General features: G+C 32.7%; 23 protein-coding genes. 1 reads left to right on the top strand and 22 read right to left on the bottom strand.

The genetic code is table 11. From position 1 onward, the window contains the following. Positions 1–108: 108 nt before the first annotated feature. From ACZYT4_RS05455 to ACZYT4_RS05405, 11 genes are all read right to left on the bottom strand, one after another. On the bottom strand, positions 109–1,467 hold the full coding sequence (locus ACZYT4_RS05455) for an FAD-dependent oxidoreductase (RefSeq protein ID WP_463783255.1): 1,359 nt from the start codon (positions 1,465–1,467) through the stop codon (positions 109–111). Between the two features lie 58 nt (positions 1,468–1,525). After that, positions 1,526–3,214 (bottom strand): sensor histidine kinase, encoded by a 1,689-nt coding sequence (locus ACZYT4_RS05450; protein WP_463783252.1) that lies wholly within the window; start codon positions 3,212–3,214, stop codon positions 1,526–1,528. Further along, positions 3,207–3,896, bottom strand: coding sequence for a response regulator transcription factor (locus ACZYT4_RS05445; protein WP_463783249.1), 690 nt, complete (start codon positions 3,894–3,896; stop codon positions 3,207–3,209). The genes ACZYT4_RS05450 and ACZYT4_RS05445 overlap by 8 nt, the downstream gene beginning before the upstream one ends. Before the next feature lie 12 nt (positions 3,897–3,908). Next, positions 3,909–4,568 carry a phosphate signaling complex protein PhoU gene (gene phoU, locus ACZYT4_RS05440; protein ID WP_463783247.1) on the bottom strand — a complete coding sequence of 220 codons (660 nt, stop codon included), beginning with the start codon at positions 4,566–4,568 and terminating at the stop codon, positions 3,909–3,911. Positions 4,569–4,616: 48 nt separating this feature from the next. Further along, positions 4,617–5,372 carry a phosphate ABC transporter ATP-binding protein PstB gene (pstB, locus tag ACZYT4_RS05435; RefSeq protein ID WP_463783244.1) on the bottom strand — a complete coding sequence of 252 codons (756 nt, stop codon included), beginning with the start codon at positions 5,370–5,372 and terminating at the stop codon, positions 4,617–4,619. Positions 5,373–5,386: 14 nt separating this feature from the next. Next, the gene (pstA, locus tag ACZYT4_RS05430) at positions 5,387–6,250 is read right to left on the bottom strand and encodes a phosphate ABC transporter permease PstA (RefSeq protein ID WP_463783241.1); all 864 of its coding nucleotides are present in this window, start codon (positions 6,248–6,250) and stop codon (positions 5,387–5,389) included. Further along, complete coding sequence (gene pstC, locus ACZYT4_RS05425; RefSeq protein WP_463783238.1) at positions 6,240–7,175, bottom strand: phosphate ABC transporter permease subunit PstC; 936 nt, start codon at positions 7,173–7,175, stop codon at positions 6,240–6,242. The genes pstA and pstC overlap by 11 nt, the downstream gene beginning before the upstream one ends. Positions 7,176–7,390: 215 nt before the next feature. Further along, positions 7,391–8,236: a phosphate ABC transporter substrate-binding protein gene (locus tag ACZYT4_RS05420; RefSeq protein WP_463783236.1), complete on the bottom strand. Its 846-nt coding sequence runs from the start codon at positions 8,234–8,236 to the stop codon at positions 7,391–7,393. A gap of 120 nt (positions 8,237–8,356) precedes the next feature. Further along, a complete protein-coding gene (locus tag ACZYT4_RS05415; protein WP_463783234.1) occupies positions 8,357–10,009 on the bottom strand; it encodes an FAD-dependent oxidoreductase in 1,653 nt (550 codons plus the stop codon). Between the two features lie 103 nt (positions 10,010–10,112). Continuing rightward, positions 10,113–10,793, bottom strand: coding sequence for a fructose-6-phosphate aldolase (locus tag ACZYT4_RS05410; protein WP_463783233.1), 681 nt, complete (start codon positions 10,791–10,793; stop codon positions 10,113–10,115). A gap of 10 nt (positions 10,794–10,803) precedes the next feature. Continuing rightward, entirely contained in the window at positions 10,804–13,215 is a 2,412-nt protein-coding gene (locus tag ACZYT4_RS05405; protein ID WP_463783230.1) for a glycyl radical protein, read from the bottom strand. 182 nt (positions 13,216–13,397) lie between these two features. Between ACZYT4_RS05405 and ACZYT4_RS05400 the strand changes: the two genes are divergently transcribed. Next, positions 13,398–14,294, top strand: a complete 897-nt coding sequence (locus ACZYT4_RS05400) for a glycyl-radical enzyme activating protein (protein WP_463783228.1) — start codon at positions 13,398–13,400, stop codon at positions 14,292–14,294. Positions 14,295–14,310: 16 nt separating this feature from the next. On the opposite strand, the gene ACZYT4_RS05395 is transcribed toward ACZYT4_RS05400, so the two are convergent. From ACZYT4_RS05395 to ACZYT4_RS05345, 11 genes are all read right to left on the bottom strand, one after another. Further along, a complete protein-coding gene (locus tag ACZYT4_RS05395; RefSeq protein ID WP_463783258.1) occupies positions 14,311–15,060 on the bottom strand; it encodes a DeoR/GlpR family DNA-binding transcription regulator in 750 nt (249 codons plus the stop codon). Between the two features lie 423 nt (positions 15,061–15,483). Next, positions 15,484–15,849 (bottom strand): heavy-metal-associated domain-containing protein, encoded by a 366-nt coding sequence (locus tag ACZYT4_RS05390; protein ID WP_463783226.1) that lies wholly within the window; start codon positions 15,847–15,849, stop codon positions 15,484–15,486. Beyond that, on the bottom strand, positions 15,842–16,000 hold the full coding sequence (locus ACZYT4_RS05385; RefSeq protein ID WP_463783224.1) for a hypothetical protein: 159 nt from the start codon (positions 15,998–16,000) through the stop codon (positions 15,842–15,844). Before ACZYT4_RS05385 ends, ACZYT4_RS05390 begins: the two co-directional genes overlap by 8 nt. After that, positions 16,001–16,195 (bottom strand): FeoB-associated Cys-rich membrane protein, encoded by a 195-nt coding sequence (locus tag ACZYT4_RS05380; RefSeq protein ID WP_463783222.1) that lies wholly within the window; start codon positions 16,193–16,195, stop codon positions 16,001–16,003. 56 nt (positions 16,196–16,251) lie between these two features. Further along, complete coding sequence (gene feoB, locus ACZYT4_RS05375; RefSeq protein ID WP_463783221.1) at positions 16,252–18,432, bottom strand: ferrous iron transport protein B; 2,181 nt, start codon at positions 18,430–18,432, stop codon at positions 16,252–16,254. 16 nt (positions 18,433–18,448) lie between these two features. Then, positions 18,449–18,667, bottom strand: a complete 219-nt coding sequence (locus ACZYT4_RS05370) for a FeoA family protein (protein WP_463783218.1) — start codon at positions 18,665–18,667, stop codon at positions 18,449–18,451. A 21-nt stretch (positions 18,668–18,688) separates the two neighbouring features. Next, positions 18,689–18,901, bottom strand: coding sequence for a FeoA family protein (locus ACZYT4_RS05365; RefSeq protein WP_463783216.1), 213 nt, complete (start codon positions 18,899–18,901; stop codon positions 18,689–18,691). A gap of 234 nt (positions 18,902–19,135) precedes the next feature. Next, positions 19,136–20,113 carry a hypothetical protein gene (locus tag ACZYT4_RS05360; RefSeq protein ID WP_463783214.1) on the bottom strand — a complete coding sequence of 326 codons (978 nt, stop codon included), beginning with the start codon at positions 20,111–20,113 and terminating at the stop codon, positions 19,136–19,138. A 97-nt stretch (positions 20,114–20,210) separates the two neighbouring features. Further along, entirely contained in the window at positions 20,211–21,362 is a 1,152-nt protein-coding gene (locus tag ACZYT4_RS05355; RefSeq protein ID WP_463783212.1) for a 3-phosphoglycerate dehydrogenase family protein, read from the bottom strand. Between the two features lie 5 nt (positions 21,363–21,367). Then, complete coding sequence (serC, locus tag ACZYT4_RS05350) at positions 21,368–22,453, bottom strand: 3-phosphoserine/phosphohydroxythreonine transaminase (protein ID WP_463783210.1); 1,086 nt, start codon at positions 22,451–22,453, stop codon at positions 21,368–21,370. A gap of 184 nt (positions 22,454–22,637) precedes the next feature. Continuing rightward, positions 22,638–23,429, bottom strand: coding sequence for a PHP domain-containing protein (locus tag ACZYT4_RS05345; RefSeq protein ID WP_463783208.1), 792 nt, complete (start codon positions 23,427–23,429; stop codon positions 22,638–22,640). Positions 23,430–23,435: the final 6 nt, after the last annotated feature.

Genomic DNA, 23,435 nt, shown 5'->3' with positions numbered 1-23,435 from the left:
CCTCCTTTTGCAACCCTTTTTTTCATTTTTTTTGCATTTTTTTGTTCTTCTTCTTTCTTCATCTTAAAAAAACCCCATTATAACTACACTTTTTCCTTTACCCATTTTTTAAATTTTTTTCATTTTTAATGATTTTAGACTTGGTCCATCTAATTTTCTTCCATAAACATCATATGTAGATTGATGACAAGGACAAATCCAGATCTTATTTTTCTTATCAAACTGTATAATACATTTCATATGTGGACAATAAGGCGAGAAAACATGACATAATCCTTGCTTATCCTTATATATAGCAAGTAGCTTACCATGATATCTGACTATCCCGCCTTCTTCTTTATGAATTTCATTCATTGTCAAATAATCAAATCTCGGTTTGATAAATCCCATATAATAATGATTCATGATCTTTCTTTGATACTCTTTTAAAAAAGAAAATGAAAAATACTGACAACTATATAATTCTTTATAAGCATTTTCTCTCTTTAAAATTAAATCTTTAATTAATGTTGCTGCAACTTGTGACAATGTCATTCCCCATTTTTGAAAGCCATAAATAACATATTCCTTGCTATCTGGTTTTATTTCTCCAATATATGGGACACCTCTTAATGGTACACTATCTAAGGCATACCAATTTTGACTTTCCTGATCAATATATAATCCACCATCTTTGACCGGTCTATAACTCTTATGAATATCTACGCTCAACAAACTTTTCATACCATTTTGTTTTCGATAATCAATATTTTCTTTAGTTTGAAATATTTTTGCAAAAAACATTCCTTTCTTTATAAAAGGATATCGCGTCGCATGAACAACATATTGACACTCTATCTGCTTATGATTGACATCTAAAATATAATTATTATGATTCCTTATAACACGTTCAACTTGACTATGTTCATAAAAATCGACTCCACTCTCTTGACACTTTTCAACTAAAGCTTTGATATATTTTAATGGATGAAAAACAGCCTGATGTTTTAAACCAATGGATTCTAAGTATTGTGGGTCTTTTAATGTCTCCACATGAAAAGCATGAAACAACTGTTCAATATCTTGAATCAGAGGAACATATTGTGGGTCATTGGTATACAAATAGGCTTCATTTTCGCAAAAATCACACTCAATATGTTCCTTTTCAATAATGGACTTGATTGTTTCCAAAGCCTCTACGTTAGATAAATAATAAAGATACGCATAATGAATATCATAATACTTATTTAATAAATCATAATTTATGCCATGAAGAACAGTCAATTTCCCCGTTGTATGTCCACTTGTATGATAGCCAATCATGTCCTTTTCAACCACAATCACACGATATGGTAAATCTTTTAACTGATAAGCCAAAGACACTCCTGCCATCCCTGCTCCAATAATCACTATATCTGCTTTTAAATCTGTATTAACTATTGGACACTCTGGCATCTTCACTGTTTTTTGCCAATATGATTGATTCATTCTCATCACCACGACTAAGTATATCCATTATTTTAATTTTCAAACAAAAAAGACTGAATTAATCAGTCCTCTTTTGATGTGGTAAAACAATTTCAATTTTTGTTCCAACATTTAACTCGCTTTTCAAATCAATCGTTCCCTTATAATGAGAAACAATATGTTTAACTATCGCTAAACCTAAGCCAGTTCCTCCTCGTTGTTTACTTCTTCCTTTATCCACACGATAAAATCTTTCAAATACACGTCCCTGGTCAGCTAATGGAATACCAATTCCTGTATCTTCTACAACAATCTTCATGCCATCACCCTGTGTTTCGATATCAATCGATACTTCACCATGATCCTTATTATATTTGATTGCATTTCCAATAATATTATTTAATAATGTATATATCTGTTGGTGATTCCCTTCATAAACAATATCGTCAAAATCATATTTCATATGGATATCGTGTTTCGCAATCTCAACTTCATAACTTTCTAAAACTTCATCCACAATACTTTTCATTTTAATTGGCATTATTTCTGCTTCAACATCCATACTTTCCAGTCTCGATAGCATCAATATGTCATTAATCAATCTCGACATACTGTCAACTTCCGTTTGAATCTTCTCTAACATTATTTGTTTTTGTTTATCATCCTGAACAACACCTTGAGCCAATAAATCACTATATCCTCTAATTGAAGTCATTGGTGTCTTTAATTCATGAGAAACATTAGAGAAAAATTCACTACGCATTTTCTCTGCTTTCTTAGAAGCTGTAATATCCACAAACAATAATGTAGTACCAAAATCCACTCGCGAAATATAACAAGCATAAATATTTTCTTCAATTTTAATTTCAACCTGTTGTTTCGTAATATTATTTTGTAAGGCTCGTATAATATCCGGGAAATACAAATAATCTAGAATGTGATCGTGAACTTTCATATTTCCCAATATCGAAATAGCTTTTTCATTAATACTGAGAATTTTATAGTTTTCATCCAATAAAACAAATCCTTCATTCATCTGCTTTAAAATTTCATCAATTTTTACTCTTTCCAACTTAACTTCTCGCATAGATTTACGAAGTCTATGCGATAAATTATAAATCGTATCAACAATAACATTAAATTCCTGATAATCATAGTCCTTTAAATCAACTCTAAAATCTTTACTCATATGATCCAGACTATCACTAATTTCAATAATAGGTTTAGATATTGTTACAGCGAGTTTTCTTGACAATATAAAAGCAATCACAAAGGAAACAACACTGCTTATCGCAAAAGCCGGTACAAGTGTTGATAAATAATCTGTAATGCCATGATAAGGTATAGAAAGACGCACGACATAATCATCATGATTATATAAAGCAACATAGAGAGTTTCCTCTCCAGTTGTCTCAGATTTTCTTTGGGCATAGCCTTCTCCGTTTTTAAGAGCTTCTTGAATCTCTTGACGCTCCAGATGATTTTCCGAAATAGAGTCTCTTGCAGTGTCCGCAACAACATCCCCCTGAACATCAATAACACTGATACGTGTATCATCACTATAAGCGAGTGGATTCAATTTTTCTATTTGACTTTCAAGAGGTGCATCATAATCCAATGCATAATCAATAAGCTTTAAAGAATAAAGCATATCATGTTTTGTGGTATCCAATATACCATTGGATACCAACATCGCAGATATCGTACAACTACTCAATAAAGCCACAATTAAAATGATAATAAAATAACGGAGGATAGACTTAGTCATATTTATCCTCCTCTTTTTCGACAAATCGATATCCTACCGAGCGAATTGTTTTAATATATTTTTCTCCATCATCATTTAACTTTTTACGAAGTGATCGTATATGCACATCTAATGCTCTTGATTCCCCAATAAAATCATATCCCCAAATATTATTTAATAATTCATCTCTTTCAACAACACGATCTTTATTTTCAATCAGATAAACAAGTAATTGATATTCTTTATGTGTTAAATCCATAGGTTCCTGATGATGTTTAACAACATGTGTGGATTTATCAATAGATAAAGAAGGTGTTTTTAAAACTTTTGATTTAGGATGAACTCTTCTTAACAATGTACGAACGCGTGCACAAAGCTCTAAAACCCCAAATGGTTTTGTCATATAGTCATCACTACCACTATCGAGTCCATGAATTTTATCAATTTCACTGTCTTTTGCACTCAAAATTAAAATAGGCATTTCAGTATTTGTTTCTCTAATTTTCTTAACTGCTGAAATTCCATCCATTTGTGGTAACATAACATCAAAAATAGCCAAATCTGGAGCTTCTCTTTTTATTTCTATAATGGCATCAATAGCATTATCAAATAAAGTTACTTGATATCCATTAGATTCAAGAGATAATTTAACTATCTCTTGAATATTCTCATCATCCTCAATGACAAAAATACGTTCGTTCATTATTATTTCCTCCTAAATCAATCTTTGATCATTTACAGATCCTGTTTGATTAAATTCTAACCATTCGCAAATGTTGACTGCATGATCGCCAACTCTTTCTAAGTATTTCGCAATCATTAAGAAATCAATACAATAATCAATTCTTTCACTGTTTTCCTTAATAATTTCTGTAACTTCCTGAATAACTTCTTTAAACAACGCATCAATTTCATCATCCATGCTTTTTACTAAACGTGCAGTTGATAAATCTTTTTTAATAAATGAATCAATAGCTTCATGAACCATAATCTTAGCTTTTTTAGCCATTGTTGGAATATGTTCAACAGTCTTATAAGCATGTTCTCCTTCAAAATTTAAGATAATTTCTGCAATATCAGCTGCCTGGTCACCAATTCTTTCCAAATCAGTAACAATCTTTAAAGCAGATGTTACATTTCTTAAATCCGTTGCAATTGGTTGTTGACGTAAGATCAAATTAAATGCTCTTGATTCAACAGTTCTTTCCATATCATTAATCAAACGGTCATTTGTAATAATTTCTTTTGCAAGAGCTTTATCCTGATTTTTAAATGCGTCAATCATATTTTCAATAGCAACTTCTACAAGATGACCCATCTTCGTTAAATCAACATTCAACTTCTCTAATTCTTCATCAAATAGTTTTCTAATCATTTTTACATACCTCCATTATATTTACTTTCCAATCAAAACACAACAATATTAACCAAAACGACCTGTAATATAATCCTCAGTACGTTTATCTTTAGGCATTGAGAAAATATCCTTTGTCTCTCCATATTCTACCATTTCTCCAACCAAGAAGAAAGCTGTATAATCAGCAATACGTGACGCTTGTTGCATATTATGTGTCACAATGGCAATTGTATATTTATCTTTTAATTCCATTAAAAGTTCTTCAATTTTTAATGTAGAAATAGGATCCAAAGCACTTGTTGGTTCATCTAACAAAATAACTTCTGGTTCTACTGCCAAACATCTGGCAATACATAAACGTTGTTGTTGTCCACCTGATAATCCAAGTGCTGATGTATGTAAACGATCAGCAACTTCATCATATAAGGCTGCAGCTTTTAAACTTTTTTCAACAATTTCATCTAATTTTTTCTTATTTTTAATCCCATGAATTCTAGGACCATAAGCAATGTTATCATAAATGCTCATTGGAAATGGATTTGGCTGTTGGAAAACCATCCCTACTTTTTTACGTAAAACTGTCGTATCAACACGTGAATCATAGATGTTTTCTCCATCTAAAGTAATTTCACCATCGATTTTTACATTATTAACATAATCATTCATTCTATTTAATGTCTTTAAGAATGTAGATTTTCCACATCCAGAAGGACCAATAAACGCTGTAATCTTATTTTCAACAATATCTAAATTGACATCTTTTAATGCATGTTTCTCTCCGTAATGGAGATTTAAATTCTTAGAACTAATTTTTACACTCATCTTTAAACCCTTCCTTAATCAACCTTATTTACATCAAATCTTTTTGAAATCCATTTTGCTAAGAAATTCAATACCAAAACAACAATAACCAAAATTAATGCAATAACAAATGCAACGTCATAGTTAGCTTTCGCCATTTCTAAGTACAATTGAATTGTTAGAGTTCCACCACTTGAGAATAAATGTTCAAACAATCCTCTTGGCATTGCTGCTAAGCTTCCGGCTGTAAATAATAGTGCTGCAGATTCAGCAACAATTCTTCCCATCGCTAAAATGACACCAGTTAAGATTCCCGGAATTGCACTTGGAAGAAGAACAGTTCGAATCATATACCATTTTGTTGCTCCAATTCCTAATGCTGCTTCTCTATAACTTTTTGGCACTGCCTGCAAAGCAACCTGTGTATTTCTAGAAATGATTGGCAAGATCATAATAGCTAAAGTCAATGCCCCAGTTAAAATAGAATATCCTAAACCCAATAAATTCCCAAAAAACAACATACCAAATAAACCATAGATAATAGATGGAATACCTGCTAAAACTTCAGTTGTAAATGAAATAATTTCAACAAATTTTTTATTTTTTGCATACTCATTTAAATAAATGGCTCCACCAACACTAATAGGACCAGCAATCAGCAATGTTACAACAATCATATAAACTGTATTAATAATATTAGGTAAAATTCCGACTGTATCCTTTAATACACTTGTTGCATTGACAAGATATCCAAAGTTAAAACTAGGAATACCTCTTATTAAAATATATCCAATAATAACAACCAATAGACCTACCGAAATCACAGTGGATAATTGAATGAGGAAACTCAATACTTTATCACTCATTCTGCTCTTTTTATTAAATATACTATTGTCCATCTTCTCCACCTCGTTTTAAAATAAATGTTAAAATCAGGTTAATTGCTAAAATAAAGACAAATAAAACCAAACCAATTGTAAACAACACTTCACGATGTGTTCCTGAAGCATATCCCATTTCAGAAACAATTCCTGTTGTTAAAAAACGAACAGAGTTAAATGGAAGCGGGAAATTAACTGAGTTTCCTGCGACAAGCAAGATGGCCATTGCTTCTCCAATCGCTCTTCCAACCCCTAAAACAACCGCTGACATAATACCATTTTTAGCAGCTGGCAAAACAACTTTAAAAATTGTTTGCATTTGACTAGCGCCTAATGCTAATGAACTTTTGCGATAATCATCAGGTACAGACTTTAATGAAGTTTCTGTAATATTAATTAATGTTGGTAAAATCATAATTGCTAATACCAAAATAGCAGAAATCAAATTGGCTCCACCGGTAAACTGATGTGTCTTTGATCCAGCAAAAATCATTAATTCCAACTGATACATTAATGGGTTAATGATCAATATTCCTAATAACCCATAAACCACTGATGGAATACCAGCTAATAGCTCAACTGCTGACTTAACAACATTACGAACTTTAGGATTGGCAATCTCTGCCAAATTGACTGCTGTTAAAATACCAATTGGCACTCCAATCAAAATTGCGAAAAACACACCAACAATTGATGTTAAGATAATGTTAAGAATACCATATTGCGGATCTGCTGCAGTTGGTGCCCAAACATTACTAAACAAGATTTCTGTCAAACCTACCTTAAAAATAGCAGGAGTTCCAGAAACGAACATATATGCAGTAATTCCCACAACAGCAACGATAGATACAACAGCACAGCATGTAAAAATAATGGCTGCTATTTTTTCTACCATTGATTTTGTTTTCCTATTTGCAATAATAGATGTCATCTTTCTTTCCATATTAAACCCCTTCTTTTATCTTTAGACTCCTTAAATCATTGCTAGTGTATATCTTTTCTATCAAAAGAAATAGCAATATTTTGTATAAAAAATGTTAAGTTTATGTTAAGAAATACGTTTTTTAATGATTTCTTATTGTTTTTACTTAACATTTTCTTTACAAATCTTTTTTCTAAAGACATAAAAAAAGAGCAAATCATTGCTCCTTTTTATAACTATTTTGCTGAAACTAAACCAACTGATGAAATAACTTCTTGTCCTGCATCACTATTAATGAAGTCAAATACAGCTTGAACTTGTGCTGATTGTTCACTAACTTCACCTTTAGTAGCCATAACGAATGGTCTTTGTAAAGTATATGAACCATCTTTTACTGTTTCTTCACTTGGTGCAACACCATCTAATTGTAATGCTTTAACATTATCATTTAATGCATCTAATGAAATATATCCAATTGATCCTGGTGTAGATTGTACAGCTGCAGCAACAGCTCCTGTTTCATTTAATGTTTGAGCTAATTTACATTGATCAGCAATATCTAAGATTTCTTCAAATGCATCTCTTGTTCCTGAACCACTTTCACGTCCAATAACAACGATATTTTGGTCAGCTCCACCTACTTCACTCCAGTTAGTGATTTTTCCAGTGTAGATATCTTTTAATTGTTGAGTTGTTAAGTTAGTAGCAGTATTAGCTGCATCAGTGACAACTGCGATACCATCTAAAGCAACAATATTTTCTACTAAACCACCTGCTTTTTCTTCATCAGTTAAAGCTCTTGATACATCTCCGATATCAGCAGTTCCATTTGTAACTGCTTCAACCCCAGCACTTGAACCAGTAAATTGTGGTTCTAATTGTAAATTTGGATAAGTTTCCACAATAGCTTCTTTTAATCCATTAACAAGTTTTTCCATTGATGTTGAACCATTTAATGCAACTGTTCCACTCACATCTCCACTTCCTGAAGCAGCATCATCACTACCTCCACCATTATTTCCGCATCCTACCAAGCTAAAGCTTAATACACATGCTAATAATAAAGCTCCGAATTTTTTCATATTTTAACCCTTCCTTTTTTATCATTCGTCTTTATTGACACACATAGTGTATATCTTTTTAGGTAGTGGAAAAATCATATTTTTGTATAAAATTTGTTAAGTTTATGTAAAAAATATTGATTATTGAAAGCAATAATCTAGATAAAATCCTAAACCACCGCTTAAAACGTAAACTTTTTGATATCCTCTTTGCATAAGAATTCTAGCACAATTATAAGCTCTGACTCCTACGGCACAATAAATCACAATTGTCTGCTTTGGATCCAATTCCTGATATCGTTCTACCAATTCTCCATATGGAATATGATAAGAGCCTGCAATATACCCTGCTTTTCTCTCATCGTTTTCTCTGACATCTAATGTGATGACATCTTCTTTAACTTGCTGATATTCATCGGGCAACATCAAACGAACATAACCATTTTTGATATTTTCGGCAACATAGCCTACCATATTGACTGCATCTTTAGCGGAAGCAAATGGTGGAGCATAAGCAATATGTAAATCCTTTAAGTCTGTCACTTTTCCATGATAATGAATGGCTGTTGAAATGACATCAATACGTTTATCAACACCTTCATAGCCAACAACCTGTGCTCCTAGAATTTTTTCTTCAAGATCATAAATCACTTTGATTGTTAATGGCTTTGCTCCAGGATAATATCCAGCATGAGATTTTTGTTGAATAATCACGACTTCATAATCTTGATGTCTGACTAAACCATTTGCCTGTAACTGCTTTTCATTAAAACCTGTACTGGCTGCTGCCATCTTGAAAACTTTAATAATACTACTTCCTAATGATCCTTGATATTTTTGAGTATGCCCCATTAAATTATCAGCTAAAATTCTTCCTTCTTTGTTGGCTGGCCCTGCCAAAGGAATCATTGTTTTTTGATGATTAATATAATGTTCAACTTCAATAACATCTCCAACGGCATAAATGTCTGGTATGTTGGTTCTTAAATATTCATCCACAACAATGCCACCTTTTTGGTTACATTGAATACCTGCCGCTTTGGCTAATTCACTTTGTGGTTTCACACCGACTGAAAGAATCACCAAATCATAACTCTTTATAAAACGATCTGTCTTAACTTGTATTTTTGATTGATCATCTTCAAAAGCCAATAATTCAGTATTCAAATACAAATGCACACCCTTTTTATTTAAATATTTATGTATTGGCTGTACCATTTCAAAATCTAAATTATTTAAGATTTGTGGTCCTTTTTCTACAACATCAACTTCCACATTTAATTCCTTTAAATTTTCTGCTGTTTCAATACCTACAAATCCTCCACCAATAATACATGCTGTTTGAATATTTTCCGTTTCCACTTTTTGACGTATTTTTTCAAAATCATCAATTGTCCACAATTGTTGAATATCTGGATGATCAATCCCCGGAATTGGTAATCGAATAGGAGATGATCCTGTCGCAATAACCAGTAGATCATAATTTTCTTCATAAGTTTCTCCACTTAAATGATTATAAACAGAAACGCTTTTACTTTCAGGATGAATGGCTGTGACTTCATTCGCCACTCTGACATCAACCTGAAAACGATCTTGAAATAATTGTGGTGTCATCAATAACAAATCATCTTTTCCTTGAATTTCTCCAGAAACATAATAAGGCAAACCACAGTTAGCATAAGACACATAATTTCCTTTTTCAAAAACAATAATTTCTACATCTTTATTTAGTCTTCTAAGTCTTGCTGCCGTTGTCGCTCCTGCAGCAACTCCTCCAATAATTAAAACTTTCATTCTTTTCACCTTCCTATATCTATTGTAAAGAACTTTGAAAGCAAAGTAAAATAACGTGCATGAAAAAAAGTATTTTATGATTTTTCATAAAATACCCAATCACTTATAAATCACAGATTCCTTGATTCTCTCCATAAATAGAATACCAATCACTATTAAAATCATCGACTGCTTCTTCTATATTTGGATTCTTAAAGACTTGCTTTAAGACTGCTACTGGTGCTGTGATAGATTGTGCTCCATTATTGAAGGCATCTCTAACCTGCTGTACACCTTTAAATGAGGCTGCAAGAATCTTGCATTCATATCCATCCATGATGATTCTATTGGAAAGCTCGTTGATCAGTTCCATTGGATCGGCTCCTAGATTTCCTATTCTATTGACATATGGCGCAATATAGTCCGCTCCTGCTGCCAATGCCATATATGCTTGCATCAAATCATAGACAGCTGTCGCTGTGACATGATGTCCTTCTGCTTTTAAGATCTTGATGGCTTTGACACCTTCATAAGAAACAGGCACTTTGATATAAACATCTTCATCGATTTCCTTTAAGATGCGATGTGCTTCCTTGACCATTCCATCACAGTCTTTAGCGATGACCTGAATATGAAGGCTTCTTTCCTTTCCAATAATTTCTCTGATTTGTCGCATATGATCAAAGAAATGAGCCGGGCTTGTTGCTTTGACAATTGATGGATTGCTTGTCACTCCAACTATTGGCATATACTCTACTGCTTCTTGAATTTCCTCTAAATTCACTGTATCAATAATAAATTCCATAATATCCTCCTTATAAACTCTGTTCAGTTCTTCCAATGATATCATCCTGTGTTGCCTTAGATAACACATTAAAGAAAGCCGAATAACCTGCAACTCTTACAATCAGATCCTTATGCTTCTCAGGATGTTTTTGAGCATCAATTAAAGTTTCTTTTGATACAACATTATATTGGACATGATATCCTTCTAATCTATTAAAGAATGTCTTCATTAACATTTCTAGTTTCTGTTTATTTTCTTCTGTTGATAACATTTGTGGTGTGACTTTCTGGTTCAATAAAACACCACCAGTAATTTCATGCGTTGGCAATTTGGCAACTGATTTAAAGACAGCCGTTGGTCCACTCTTATCACAGCTATGAGCTGGTGAACATCCTTCAGCAAGTGGTGTATGTGCCTTTCTACCATCTGGTGTTGCCATTGTGCCAAATCCTTGTCCAACATTAGCAGAAATAGAAGATGTCCCTGCGTAACGAATACCACCAATTGGTCCTCTACCATAACGTGTATTTGGATATTTCTTCATTTCATCAATATAAGATGCATAAGCCTCAATAACCAATTGATCAACCTCATCATTATCATTACCATATTTTGGAGCTTCATTGATTAACATTTGTTGGATTTTTTGACTTTCTTCACTACTAAAATCATCAACAAGCGCATCCCATAATTGTTGCTGAGTAATTTTCTTTTCATCAAAAACAAGTTTTTTAATAGCTGCTAGACTATCAGCCATATTGGCAATACCTACTTGTAGTCCTGAAATAAAATCATAGATAGCTCCACCTTCTTTAATCGTCTTTCCACGTCCGATGCAATCTTCTGTAAGAGTTGAACATAAAACATCTGGAACATCTCTTTCAGAAGCCAAATCAATTGCATTTTCAACAATAACACTCATTCTTGTTAATTCTCTTACGACTTTATCCCATGCTTCCATAAGCTCCTCATAAGATTTCATTTCTGTAAAATATCCACATGGCTCAACAAAACGTTTTCCAGAAGTCATATCAACACCATTGTTCATCGCAATCAATAAAATACGAGGGAAATTCATATAACTCATACCTGTACAACGATAACCCCATTTTCCAGGCACAGCTGTTTCTACACAACCGATAGCTGAATAATTATAAGCATCTTCTTCTTTTACACCTTTTTCAATAAAAGAAGGAATAATGACTTCATCATTATTAAAAGCAGGCATTCCAGTACCTAATTTCATGACTTCTATTGCTTCATCAAAGAATTTTTGATTGATATGAGCATGATATCTGACTGTTAAATTAGGCTGTGGCAAACGTGTCTGTGCTACTGATTTTAAAACCAGGAAAGATAACTTATTGACTGCATCTTTTTTATCCGTTGTCTGACCACCAATCGTTACATTTTGATACATTGGGCTTCCTGCACTTGAAAAAGTGTGAGCTTGTGAACGTACTTTATTAATTGTGAGAGTTTTGATCCATAAATTCGTAAGCAATTCTACCGCCGCATCTTCAGTGATAAGATTCTGATCTAAATCATGTTGAAGATATGGATACATATATTGATCAAAACGCCCATAAGACAAAGAATGCCCATTAGATTCAATCTGTAAAATCAATTGAATAAACCACACAGATTGAATTGCTTCATGAAATGTTTGTGCGGGTTCATAAGGCACTTTAGCACAAATACGACTGATTTCCAGTAATTCTTCTTTTCTTAAACCGGTTTCATTTTCCGCTTTTGTTTTGGCTAGTTCACTAAAACGATTGGCAAATGTTTTCACTGCTTCAATAACAATTAAAACAGCTTTATAAAATTGATATTTATCAATATTTTCAGGTACACATAAATCCAGTTCCTGTTTCAATTTTAAAACTCTTTCCTCATACCCTTTTAATCCAATTTCTAAAACTTTCTGATATTCTACAGCTAAATGCGCATCTCCTGAATTGAGTTTTCCTTCCATCCCAAAGAATCCTGTTTCCATAAAAACACTGACTTCTTCAGGAAGCAAAGCTTCTCCCTTAGCCCTTAAGTTATTATTTTCCCAAAATGGTGCAATTGAGCGCAAAGCTTCTTTTGTTTCTTCTGTAATATAGAAAACATCTCCATCACGTTTTTCAAACGTATCTAATTCCTCCATTACAAACTTCATTGTATATTCAGGAAAAATCGGTGCATCTTTATTAGAAGACGCCTGATTTCCTACAATTAAAGTCTCATCTTCAATATAAATAGACATTTTCTCTAAAATATTTTTCAACATCAATGCTCGCTTCATAACAGCTGGCTGGTTCTGATATTTTTGATAGGCTTCTGTCGCCAATAATGCTCTTTGTGCATCGATATATGGCTTTTTATCCAACACTGCCTCTCTAAAATGATTCATACGTGGTGTTAAATCTCCAAAGTGTTCAACATTTTTCATGAAATTTCCTCCTTTTATTTCATTTGAAAGTTTTTAAAGTTCATTTTTCAATTAAATCTTATCACACCCTGATATATTGTCAATAAAATATTTCAAAAAAAATATTATTTATTTCATTTGAAAGTTTTTATTTACCATATTTATTATTTATGATAAGATAGGAATAGAAAAGAGGAATACTTATGTCAAAAGGAATTATTTTCAACATTCAAAAATTCAGCATTCATGATGGTCCAGGTATTAGAACGACTGTCTTTTTAAAAGGTTGTCCATTAAGATGTGAATGGTGCTCTAATCCTGAATCGCAACTTGAGAAAGTTCAAATTCTCTATGATGTTCAATCATGCGTTCATTGTCTTCAATGCGTCAACCATTGTCCTCAGCATGCCTTAACGCATCAAGACGGTCATATTCATGTACAATTCGATCAATGTATTGGATGTTTGAAGTGTATTGAAACATGTCCACAAAAAGCTTTGTCTGTGGAAGGAGAATACCAAAGTATTGAGGAAATCGTTCGTATCTGTCTACAGGATTTACCCTTTTATGAAGAATCAGATGGTGGTGTCACGATTTCTGGTGGAGAAGGTATGAGCCAACCTACATTCGTGAAAGACCTTGTTTTGGCTTTAAAAGAGCATCAGATTCATGTTGCGATTGAAACGACTGGCTATGTTGAACCTGTTATCTTTCAGGATTTAGCACCATTATTTGATCTATTATTATTTGATGTTAAACATTATCAAAGTGAAAAACATTTTTTAAAAACAGGTGTTCATAATGAACGTATTATCGAAAACTTAAAGTGGGCACATGAACATCATATTGAAATTTTACCACGTATTCCTGTCATTCCTGATTTTAATAATTCTTTAGAGGATGCTAGAGGATTTGTTGAACTCTTTCAATCCCTTCATATCAAACGTGTACAGTTATTGCCATTTCATCAGTTTGGTGAAAAAAAATATGAAATGTTAAATAAAGAATATGCCTATAAAAATAAAAAAGCCCTTCATAATGAGGACTTAAAAGATTATCAAAATGTATTTATTCAAAATCAGATTGATTGTTTTTTCTAGGAGCTTAGCTCCTTTTTTATTTGACTTTTTGAACTGTAATGCCTTGAAGTGTCAAATATTCTTCACTTTCTGCAGGAATCTGATCATCTGTAACAACACAGGAAACCTGATTTGTTGGCAATAAATTCACCAATCCTACCTGCTGAAATTTTGATGATTCTGTAATGACAACGACATGCGTTGCCTGTTTTGCCATATCTCTGACTGTTTCACTACGCATATAGTCATTACCAGTAAAGCCCGTGTTTTTAGAAAAGCCATCTGTTCCAATAAAGAACTTATCTACAAAAAAAGCTTCCACACATCGTCTTGTCATGGGTCCAACAACAACTTGTGCTTCTTTTTGATATTCTCCTCCCAGCAAAATTATTTTGATTTGAGGAAATTGGCGAATATAATCAGCTATAAATGATGAATTAGTAATAATGGTCACATCTTTTTTCGTTGTCGCAATCTCCTGCGCCAGCAGGGCACAGCATGATCCTGATTCAATCATCAGCGTTTCCCCATCTTCAATAAACGCACAGGCAGCTTTCGCAAGCTTCTGTTTGACTTCATAATGATAAGCCAAACGATTATTCATATCATCTTCTCCATTTAAAGTCGCAAAGCCATGTTCTCTAATGATCAGGCCCTTTTTTTCTAATAAATCCAAATCTTTTCTAATTGTGACCTGTGACACCCCTAAAGATTGTGATAACTCTGTGACATCTACTTTCTTTTTTTCAGTTAAGAGTTCTAATATTTTTGTATGTCTCATTTCCATCTTTTTCATATTCATCACCTAAAACATACATTATCATATTTAAATTTCAAACGCAACTTTTTAGGTCATAGAAAAAAAGTAATCCGAAGATTACTTTTCATCATACACATGATTGTGTTTGTTAAAGGATGGGATTTATCATTATAGTTACAAGTATGTCTAGATCTAATCTGGCTTTTATAATCTAAATGACGATGAATAGGAGTATGAGGGTAACTATAATTCAATCAATATCCTTTTTTAAGTATTATATATCTGATTTTGCACGCTGAGATATATAATGGTTAGTTTTTGCTAACTTCTTTATTTAATTAATAGTTAGCTTTAACTAACTACAATTATAGTATACAATATTTTCATATATTGTCAATAGTTTTCATCAATATTTTTGAAAAATACATTGTTTTTATCACACTTATTTTTTCATTCATTAACTATTGATACAATCTGATAACCTGCCTCTTCCACAACTCGGTACAAATCAGATTCATGAAGAGGTCGATCATAAGAAACCACAGCTGTTTCTGATTGAAGATCCACTTTAGCACTTGCTCCATCTATTGTATTAATGGCATTCATAACATGTTTGACACAGTTATCACAATGCATTCCTTGAATTTTTAAAGTCATTTTACCGATTATCGGTGAAGACAATACCTTTTCTTCAGCATTTAAATTTTCATGACTTCCACCACAACAAGCTCCTTCACCTTTAAAATGTTTAATACTTCCTTTCAATGCAAATCCTAATAAAATAATGACAATAATGATAATAATCACATCAACCATGATGATCCCTTCTTTCCTGGAACTTTAAATCACGACGCTTATTGAACCACTTTTTTATTTGTTGAAATCCTAAAAAGGCTAACATGCCTATAATATAAACACCAATCACAATGATGAACATATAAAACATTGAACCCGTTGAATTTCCCATTTATATTTTCCTTTCTTCTTTCCTTTTATCAGCAAAATACGTTTCTTTTAAATGACTGAAATCTCCACAACCACTACATCCCGCACAAATGCCTTGACAGCCATTTTGCGTTGCATTTTTCTTTTGACGATGTCGACGGAAAATGACAAATCCACAATATCCCATAATTAATAAAAGCACAATAATATCTGCCATTTTTTTCAACTCCTTTGATATGCCAAAACTGGACACCAAAGTATCCAGTTATTTGACTATGAATTCACTTGAACTGATCTTCTAGAATAAACTTTCTGATTTTTATATGGATCAGGTCTAAACAATAAGAATAATATCACAGCTGCTAAGACAAATGCAATAGCTGTCCAGATTCCAAAAGCACCACCCATTAAGAATGTTCCAATCTGATAAATACATAAACATACAACATAGGCAAAAACATTTTGGAAAACAATTGCAAACCAGAACCATTTACGAGATTGCATCTGTTGAGCCATCGTTGCGATAGCGGCAAGACATGGTGAATCTAATAAGTTGAAGATCAAAAATGAGAAAGCAGATAAAGTTGTTGGGAACCAAGCCTGCACACCTTGTGCAACATTCACTGCATCTTCGACATCACCAGCGACATTTGCTAATAATCCCATTGTTGATACAATTGCTTCTTTCGCAGTAAATCCTGAAAGTGATGCTGCAACAGCCTGCCAGTTTCCAAATCCAAGTGGTTTAAAGATTGGAGCAATAAATCCACCAATCATAGCTAATAAGCTATCGCCACTCTCTACTAATCCGAATTGTCCATCTACAAATCCATAAGCACCTAAGAACCACATCACAACACATGCCAAGAATAAGATTGTACCAGCTTTAATGATGAATCCTTTCAATCTTTCCCATACATGCAATAATACAGTTTTAGCTGATGGAATATGATATTGAGGTAATTCCATAACAAATGGAGCAGGTTTACCAGAAAATGGTTTTGTTTTCTTTAAAATAATAGCAGCAACCAATACAGCAACAATTCCCATAAAATACATCATTGGCGCAACAAATGAACTTTCTGTATATCCAGCAGCTTCTCCAGCAACCACTCCACCCATCAATGCTATAACAGGTAATTTCGCTCCACATGGAATGAAAGTTGCTGTCATGATTGTCAAACGACGATCATTATCTTGTTCAATTGTTTTAGAGGCCATGATTCCAGGAATTCCACATCCTGAAGAAATCAATAGTGGAATAAAGCTCTTTCCAGATAATCCAAAGTGTCTAAATACACGGTCCATGACAAAGGCAATACGTACCATGTATCCACAATCTTCTAAAATAGATAAGAATAAGAATAAAATAGCCATCTGTGGTACGAAACCAAGAACAGCTCCTAAACCACCAATAATTCCATCTACAACCAGTCCTTGAACAACTTCACCAGAACCAATGCTTGTCAAGAAACCTCCAACAGCATCTTGAATCGCTACAACAAAGACATCATTTGTCCAATCTGTCACCCAAGTTCCTACCGTTGTGACAGAAACATAATATACAACAAACATAACGGCTATAAAGATAGGAATACCTAAAATACGATTCGTCACAATTTTATCAATTTTATCTGAAACCGTTAATTTTTCTCCACCTTTTTTCACAGTTGTAGAAATAATCTTTTGAATAAATTGATAACGTTCATCTGTGACAATACTTTCCATATCATCATCATGTTTCTTTTCTAATACTTGACGTTGTTGATCAATAGTAGCTTTATTTTGAATTTGATTACCAATACTTTCAATCACCTTGCTGTCATTTTCCAATAATTTAACAGCATACCATCTCTTCTTCCCTTCACTGATAGAAGCTGGAAGCAATTTTTCTACTTCAGCAATTGCTTTTTCTAAATCTGATGAGAAGATATCTTTTGGTAAAGCTACTTCTTTTTTATGTGCAACTTTAATAGCTTCATCAATCAAAGCATTTAATCCCGTCTGTTTTAAAGCTGATGTTTCAATAATTGGACAGTTCAACAACATTGAAAGACGTTTTGTATCAATTTTGATATTTCTTTTTTCTAATAAATCTGCCATATTTAACGCAATGACAACAGGAACACCTGTTTCAATTAATTGTGTTGTTAAATATAAGTTTCTTTCAATATTTGTTGCATCAACCAAATCAATGATAACATCTGGATTTTCATTTAAAATGTAGTCACGACTGACAACTTCTTCCAATGTATATGGTGAAAGAGAATAAATACCAGGTAAATCAGTAATGATGATATCTTCATCTTTTCTCTTTCCTTTTAATTTTCCTTCCTTTTTCTCTACTGTAACACCTGGCCAGTTTCCAACATATTGGTTCGCTCCAGTAAGAGCATTAAACATTGTTGTTTTTCCACAGTTAGGGTTACCCGCAAGAGCAATTTTAATATTCATATTTCTATATCCCCCTTTATTTGACCATCACGCACTGAGCATCCATTTTTCGTACAGATAACTCATATCCTCTGACCGTAATTTCCACAGGATCTCCCAATGGCGCAACCTTTCTAATATATAGGCTTGTTCCTTTTGTGATTCCCATATCCATAATACGGCGTTTATAAGCACTATCCCCTTCTATCTTTGTAACAGTGACTGTACTTCCAACTTTCGCTTCGCTTAAGTTCATCGTCATCTCTCCTCCCTTTGGCTATACCATAATATGACGTGCCATATCTTTATTGATGGCAATTCTTGAATCTTTAATATTGACAATGACATTACCTTCAATGGCTGATAAAACTGTAATTTCACTGCCAGCAACGAAACCAAGATTTTCTAAAAAACGTCTTGTTTCTTCATTGCCACCTATTTTGCGAATTGTATTCACTTCTCCAACACCAGCTAATGTTAATGGCATCATAATCATTCCTTCCTTCAATTAGTTAAAGCTAACTTATTCTTAAAAATAATAAGTTAGGCATTACTAACTTCATAATTAGAATACTCCCATTTGTCATATTTGTCAATATCGATAAGCAAAAAAGTAGTCATTTTCAAATTTTTATGTATAATTATAATCTTAAAAGGAAAAACATAAATTCTCATAAGACGTTAAAAGATGGTCATTGATCAAAAATCAATAACCATCTTGATTTTATAGTGTTGTATAATTTTGATTGTCAATTACAAAAGTATTCCCCTCTACAAATAATGTAGTTGTACCTTGTTCTTTGCTTTGTGATTTCAAAATAGGCATAGCTAAATATATTGTTCTCGTCTGACCAGATAGAATACTTCCTTTTTTTGAAATAGATTTATGATCTTCACTTTCTAGAAGAATCTGTGAACTTATCGTCTCTCCATCAATCTCATATTCACAATAAACATAACTGCTTGGATCAATATCCTGAGATGATGTATTTTTTAACGTTAGTGATAATACTACAAATATTTGATCTTCACTATCTGTGGGATAATAACTATAAAAAATACCTTTTTGTGATGGTTCAATACGTTCACTTTGTTGATAGTTCAATATTGTTAATTCAGATTGAGAACACACAATCATATCTCCTACAGATTTCATTTGTGAACTTTCCTGAACTCGTTCTAATGAAAATGTATATTGATAATCTTTTTGATTCATCACACGAAGTGTTAAAACTGCAGTTTCAGTATTATTTTCTTTTTCGACTTCACAATAAAGATGTATATATCTTTCTTCTTGTGGTTTTAATGTATCTGTTGTACTGATTTGCGTATAATTCAAGTTTTCAATTGCCATTTGTATATCATGTTTTTGATTATGAAATTCAATTTCTCCACTATATATATCAGCAAGCTCATATTCTTGATCTGATAGATTTTTTGTCTTGACCACAACATCAATAAAAATATGATAATCATCTGCTGGTTTTAAATATTGATAGCTTTTGTTTTTATTTGTTGGTGCAATTTCATCAGTTAAGGATGTACGCATAATTTCAAATTCCAGTTGCTGATTGAACGTATAATTTTCAGAAGACTCTAAAACATTGACTTCTGGTTCTGTAGCTGTTTCTGCTTGTGTAGATTGTGGCGATGAACATCCAAATAAAATAAATGCCATTAAAAAAACAATAATTTTCTTCATATACATCTTTCCCCTTTGACATTATTCTATCATAGAATTCATTTTCATCCAAAAATTTTATCAAAAACGTAAAAAATGCAGACATAAATCTGCATTTTTATTCGATAACTCTAGCTTTAATCACATATTTCAAATCTTTAAAACTTTGTATATCAATAGCATCTTGAGTATCAATAATGGTATAGGCATATTCACCCTTAGCTTTATTAACCATATTTTCAATATTGATATGCTTATTTGCCAAAAATGTAGCAAACTGTGCTAACATATTTGGAACATTTTTATGAATTAAACAAATACGATATTTCGTTGTACGTGGTTCTTTGACTGATGGTAAGTTGACAGAATTTGTAATATTTCCATTTTCCAGATAATCTTTCATTTCTTTAACCGCCATAATGGCACAATTATCTTCGGATTCAGGTGTAGAAGCACCTAAATGTGGCATGACAATAATATCTTTTTGATTAATAATATCTTCCGTCGCAAAATCCGTTATATATTTTTTGATTTTCCCCTGTGCAATTCCATCTAAGATATCTTGAGAGTTGACCAAATCTGCTCTTGCAAAGTTAAGAAGGCGTACACCATCTTTCATTTTCGCAATGTTTTCTTTATTAATCATGCCTTTTGTTTCTGGCGTACTTGGCGCATGTAATGTGATATAATCACATTCACTAAAAATCACATCTTCATTTTGAGCATTCTTGACCCACTTGCTCATACCCCATGCTGCATCGACTGAAATATATGGGTCATAGCCATAAACTTCCATGCCTAATTTAATAGCCGCATTCGCAACTCTGACACCAATAGCCCCTAATCCAATAATCCCTAATTTTTTACCTTCTAGTTCAGGTCCCACAAACTGACTTTTCCCCTTTTCAATCAGTTTTCCTACATTATCTTGACCATCCAATGTTTTCACCCAATCAATTCCTTCAACAATCTGTCGTGAAGATAAAAACAATGCGCATAAAACAAGTTCCTTGACTGCATTGGCATTCGCTCCTGGTGTATTAAAGACAACAACCCCATTTTCACTGCATTTATCAATAGGAATATTGTTAACACCAGCACCAGCACGTGCAATAGCTTTTAATGATTGCGGAAAATCATAATCATGCAAAGTGGCAGAGCGTACGAGAATACCATCCTCATCATTTTGATCTTCTCCTACAAGATATTGTTCCCCAAACAAATCTGTTCCTTTAGGAGAAATCTTATTCATTAATTTCATTTTATACATTTTGATCACCTATTTTCTTCTTCAAATTTTTTCATGAAGGCAACTAATGTTTCAACGCCTTCTTTTTCCATTGCATTATAAATAGAAGCACGAATCCCACCTACAGAACGATGACCTTTTAAATTCGTCATACCTGCAGCCACTGATTCTTTCACAAACTTTGCATCTAAATCGGCATTCGGACACGTAAAAGTGACATTCATTAAAGAACGATTATCCGGATCACTATGTGCAATATAGAAATCTGACTGATCCAAGTAATCATATAACAGCTTTGCTTTCTCTTCATTTCTTTTCTGCATAACTTCAAGTCCACCCAATGAATCAATCCATTTCAAAACTTCTCCTAATACATAAATTGAAAAAGTTGGTGGTGTGTTATACATAGAATCATTTTTAGCCATAGTATCATATTCCATCAGTACAGGAATCTTTTCCTGATGGTCTTTGATCAAATCTTCTCTTACAATAACTACTGCCAATCCAGCAATTCCCATATTTTTCTGTGCACCAGCATAAATCATTCCATAATCATTGACATTGATAGGTTTAGATAAAATGTTAGAAGACATATCCGCTACAATTGGAATTCCTTTTGTATCGGGAACATATTTCCATTCCGTTCCATAAATCGTATTATTAGAACACAAATGCACATAAGATGCATCTGGTCTGATATCTAATTCATCCTGTGTTGGAATATGCTTAAATTGACGAACACTACCATCATAGGCAATATGAACATCTCCAAATTTCTGTGCCTCTTGGGCAGCTTTTTTGGAAAAAGATCCTGTAATGATATAATCAGCTTTTCCATTTTTCATCAAATTCAGTGGAATCGTTGAAAATTGTTGTGTCGCCCCACCTTGAATAAACAATATCTGATATTGATCAGGAATATTCATTACTTTTTTTAACATCGCTTTCGTTTCATTAAAAATTTCAAGATAGGATGATGATCGATGACTCATTTCCATTACACTCATACCACTATCGTTATAGTTCAACATTTCTAAAGATATTTTTTCTAATACAGATACAGGTAATGTTGATGGACCTGCTGAAAAGTTATAAACTCTTTTTGTTGTCATATCGACACCCTCCTTTTTAAAATATTGATGATATTATATATGATTTATACAAATTAATCAAATTATTTTATATTTTTTCATAATTTGTAATTATTTTTATCAAAATTGTATACAATTTCATATATTTATCATTCATCCTTTCCAATATATTCATTTCTTATCAAAAAAAGAACCAGCATTTTTGCTAGTTCATTCGTAATGTTGCTTCATGAATATAATTTCCTACATCCTGTGGCTGATGTGCATCAGATGCATAAATCAGCTCTACATTATTCTCTTTAAAAATCTGTAAAAGTTCATCAGATAAGCCCATATCGGGATGATGATAACGATAGTAACATCCAACATTATTCTCAGCTTTCATATGATTTGCTTTTAAAAGCTCAGCCATTTGTTGATAAGTTGGCTTCAAATCATATGTAGGATAGATTTGAAAAAGTTTAATCGTATCTGGATGAGCCAGTTGTGTAAACAATTGTGATTCTATTAACTGAAAGACAAGCTCATAATAACGTTTATAGATATCATTGGCATCATAGCGATTCCATAATAAATCTTTTGAAAAACTCATATCATATAAGATACCATCAATAGAATGAATAGCACCTACCAGAAAATCAAAAGAATATTGTCCTAATAATTCTTTTAAAAAGTTCTCATATTCTGGAACATAACAGACTTCTAATCCATATTTCACTTTGACAGGCAAGTCCATTTGTTGGATATCTTTCATTAAATCAATGAAATCACTTAAATGATCTTTAAATTTCATGTCTTTATTTGCTAACCATGTCTTTTGTACATCATATTGTTTTAACCCCTCATAAATGGGTTCAAACTCAATAAAACGATGTGTGTGATCTAAAATTTGAATTTCATCTAATCCCTTTTGATGTGCTGCTTCTACAAATTGTAAAACATATTCTTTTGTAAGTGGTCCATTTTCCAGATGCATATGTCCATCTATATATGTCATAATTGA

This window comes from Massilimicrobiota sp. mt181 (assembly GCF_055420065.1).
Note: the sequence above shows the minus strand (reverse complement) of the source record. Positions and strands in the feature narration are given on the sequence as shown.

Bases quoted from the DNA above. Each gene is read 5' to 3' on its own strand.
- ACZYT4_RS05455 (WP_463783255.1), bottom strand. From the start codon at position 1,467: ATGAATCAATCATATTGGCAAAAAACAGTGAAGATGCCAGAGTGTCCA.
- ACZYT4_RS05450 (WP_463783252.1), bottom strand. From the start codon at position 3,214: ATGACTAAGTCTATCCTCCGTTATTTTATTATCATTTTAATTGTGGCT.
- ACZYT4_RS05445 (WP_463783249.1), bottom strand. From the start codon at position 3,896: ATGAACGAACGTATTTTTGTCATTGAGGATGATGAGAATATTCAAGAG.
- phoU (WP_463783247.1), bottom strand. From the start codon at position 4,568: ATGATTAGAAAACTATTTGATGAAGAATTAGAGAAGTTGAATGTTGAT.
- pstB (WP_463783244.1), bottom strand. From the start codon at position 5,372: ATGAGTGTAAAAATTAGTTCTAAGAATTTAAATCTCCATTACGGAGAG.
- pstA (WP_463783241.1), bottom strand. From the start codon at position 6,250: ATGGACAATAGTATATTTAATAAAAAGAGCAGAATGAGTGATAAAGTA.
- pstC (WP_463783238.1), bottom strand. From the start codon at position 7,175: ATGGAAAGAAAGATGACATCTATTATTGCAAATAGGAAAACAAAATCA.
- ACZYT4_RS05420 (WP_463783236.1), bottom strand. From the start codon at position 8,236: ATGAAAAAATTCGGAGCTTTATTATTAGCATGTGTATTAAGCTTTAGC.
- ACZYT4_RS05415 (WP_463783234.1), bottom strand. From the start codon at position 10,009: ATGAAAGTTTTAATTATTGGAGGAGTTGCTGCAGGAGCGACAACGGCA.
- ACZYT4_RS05410 (WP_463783233.1), bottom strand. From the start codon at position 10,793: ATGGAATTTATTATTGATACAGTGAATTTAGAGGAAATTCAAGAAGCA.
- ACZYT4_RS05405 (WP_463783230.1), bottom strand. From the start codon at position 13,215: ATGAAAAATGTTGAACACTTTGGAGATTTAACACCACGTATGAATCAT.
- ACZYT4_RS05400 (WP_463783228.1), top strand. From the start codon at position 13,398: ATGTCAAAAGGAATTATTTTCAACATTCAAAAATTCAGCATTCATGAT.
- ACZYT4_RS05395 (WP_463783258.1), bottom strand. From the start codon at position 15,060: ATGGAAATGAGACATACAAAAATATTAGAACTCTTAACTGAAAAAAAG.
- ACZYT4_RS05390 (WP_463783226.1), bottom strand. From the start codon at position 15,849: ATGGTTGATGTGATTATTATCATTATTGTCATTATTTTATTAGGATTT.
- ACZYT4_RS05385 (WP_463783224.1), bottom strand. From the start codon at position 16,000: ATGGGAAATTCAACGGGTTCAATGTTTTATATGTTCATCATTGTGATT.
- ACZYT4_RS05380 (WP_463783222.1), bottom strand. From the start codon at position 16,195: ATGGCAGATATTATTGTGCTTTTATTAATTATGGGATATTGTGGATTT.
- feoB (WP_463783221.1), bottom strand. From the start codon at position 18,432: ATGAATATTAAAATTGCTCTTGCGGGTAACCCTAACTGTGGAAAAACA.
- ACZYT4_RS05370 (WP_463783218.1), bottom strand. From the start codon at position 18,667: ATGAACTTAAGCGAAGCGAAAGTTGGAAGTACAGTCACTGTTACAAAG.
- ACZYT4_RS05365 (WP_463783216.1), bottom strand. From the start codon at position 18,901: ATGATGCCATTAACATTAGCTGGTGTTGGAGAAGTGAATACAATTCGC.
- ACZYT4_RS05360 (WP_463783214.1), bottom strand. From the start codon at position 20,113: ATGAAGAAAATTATTGTTTTTTTAATGGCATTTATTTTATTTGGATGT.
- ACZYT4_RS05355 (WP_463783212.1), bottom strand. From the start codon at position 21,362: ATGTATAAAATGAAATTAATGAATAAGATTTCTCCTAAAGGAACAGAT.
- serC (WP_463783210.1), bottom strand. From the start codon at position 22,453: ATGACAACAAAAAGAGTTTATAACTTTTCAGCAGGTCCATCAACATTA.
- ACZYT4_RS05345 (WP_463783208.1), bottom strand. From the start codon at position 23,429: ATGACATATATAGATGGACATATGCATCTGGAAAATGGACCACTTACA.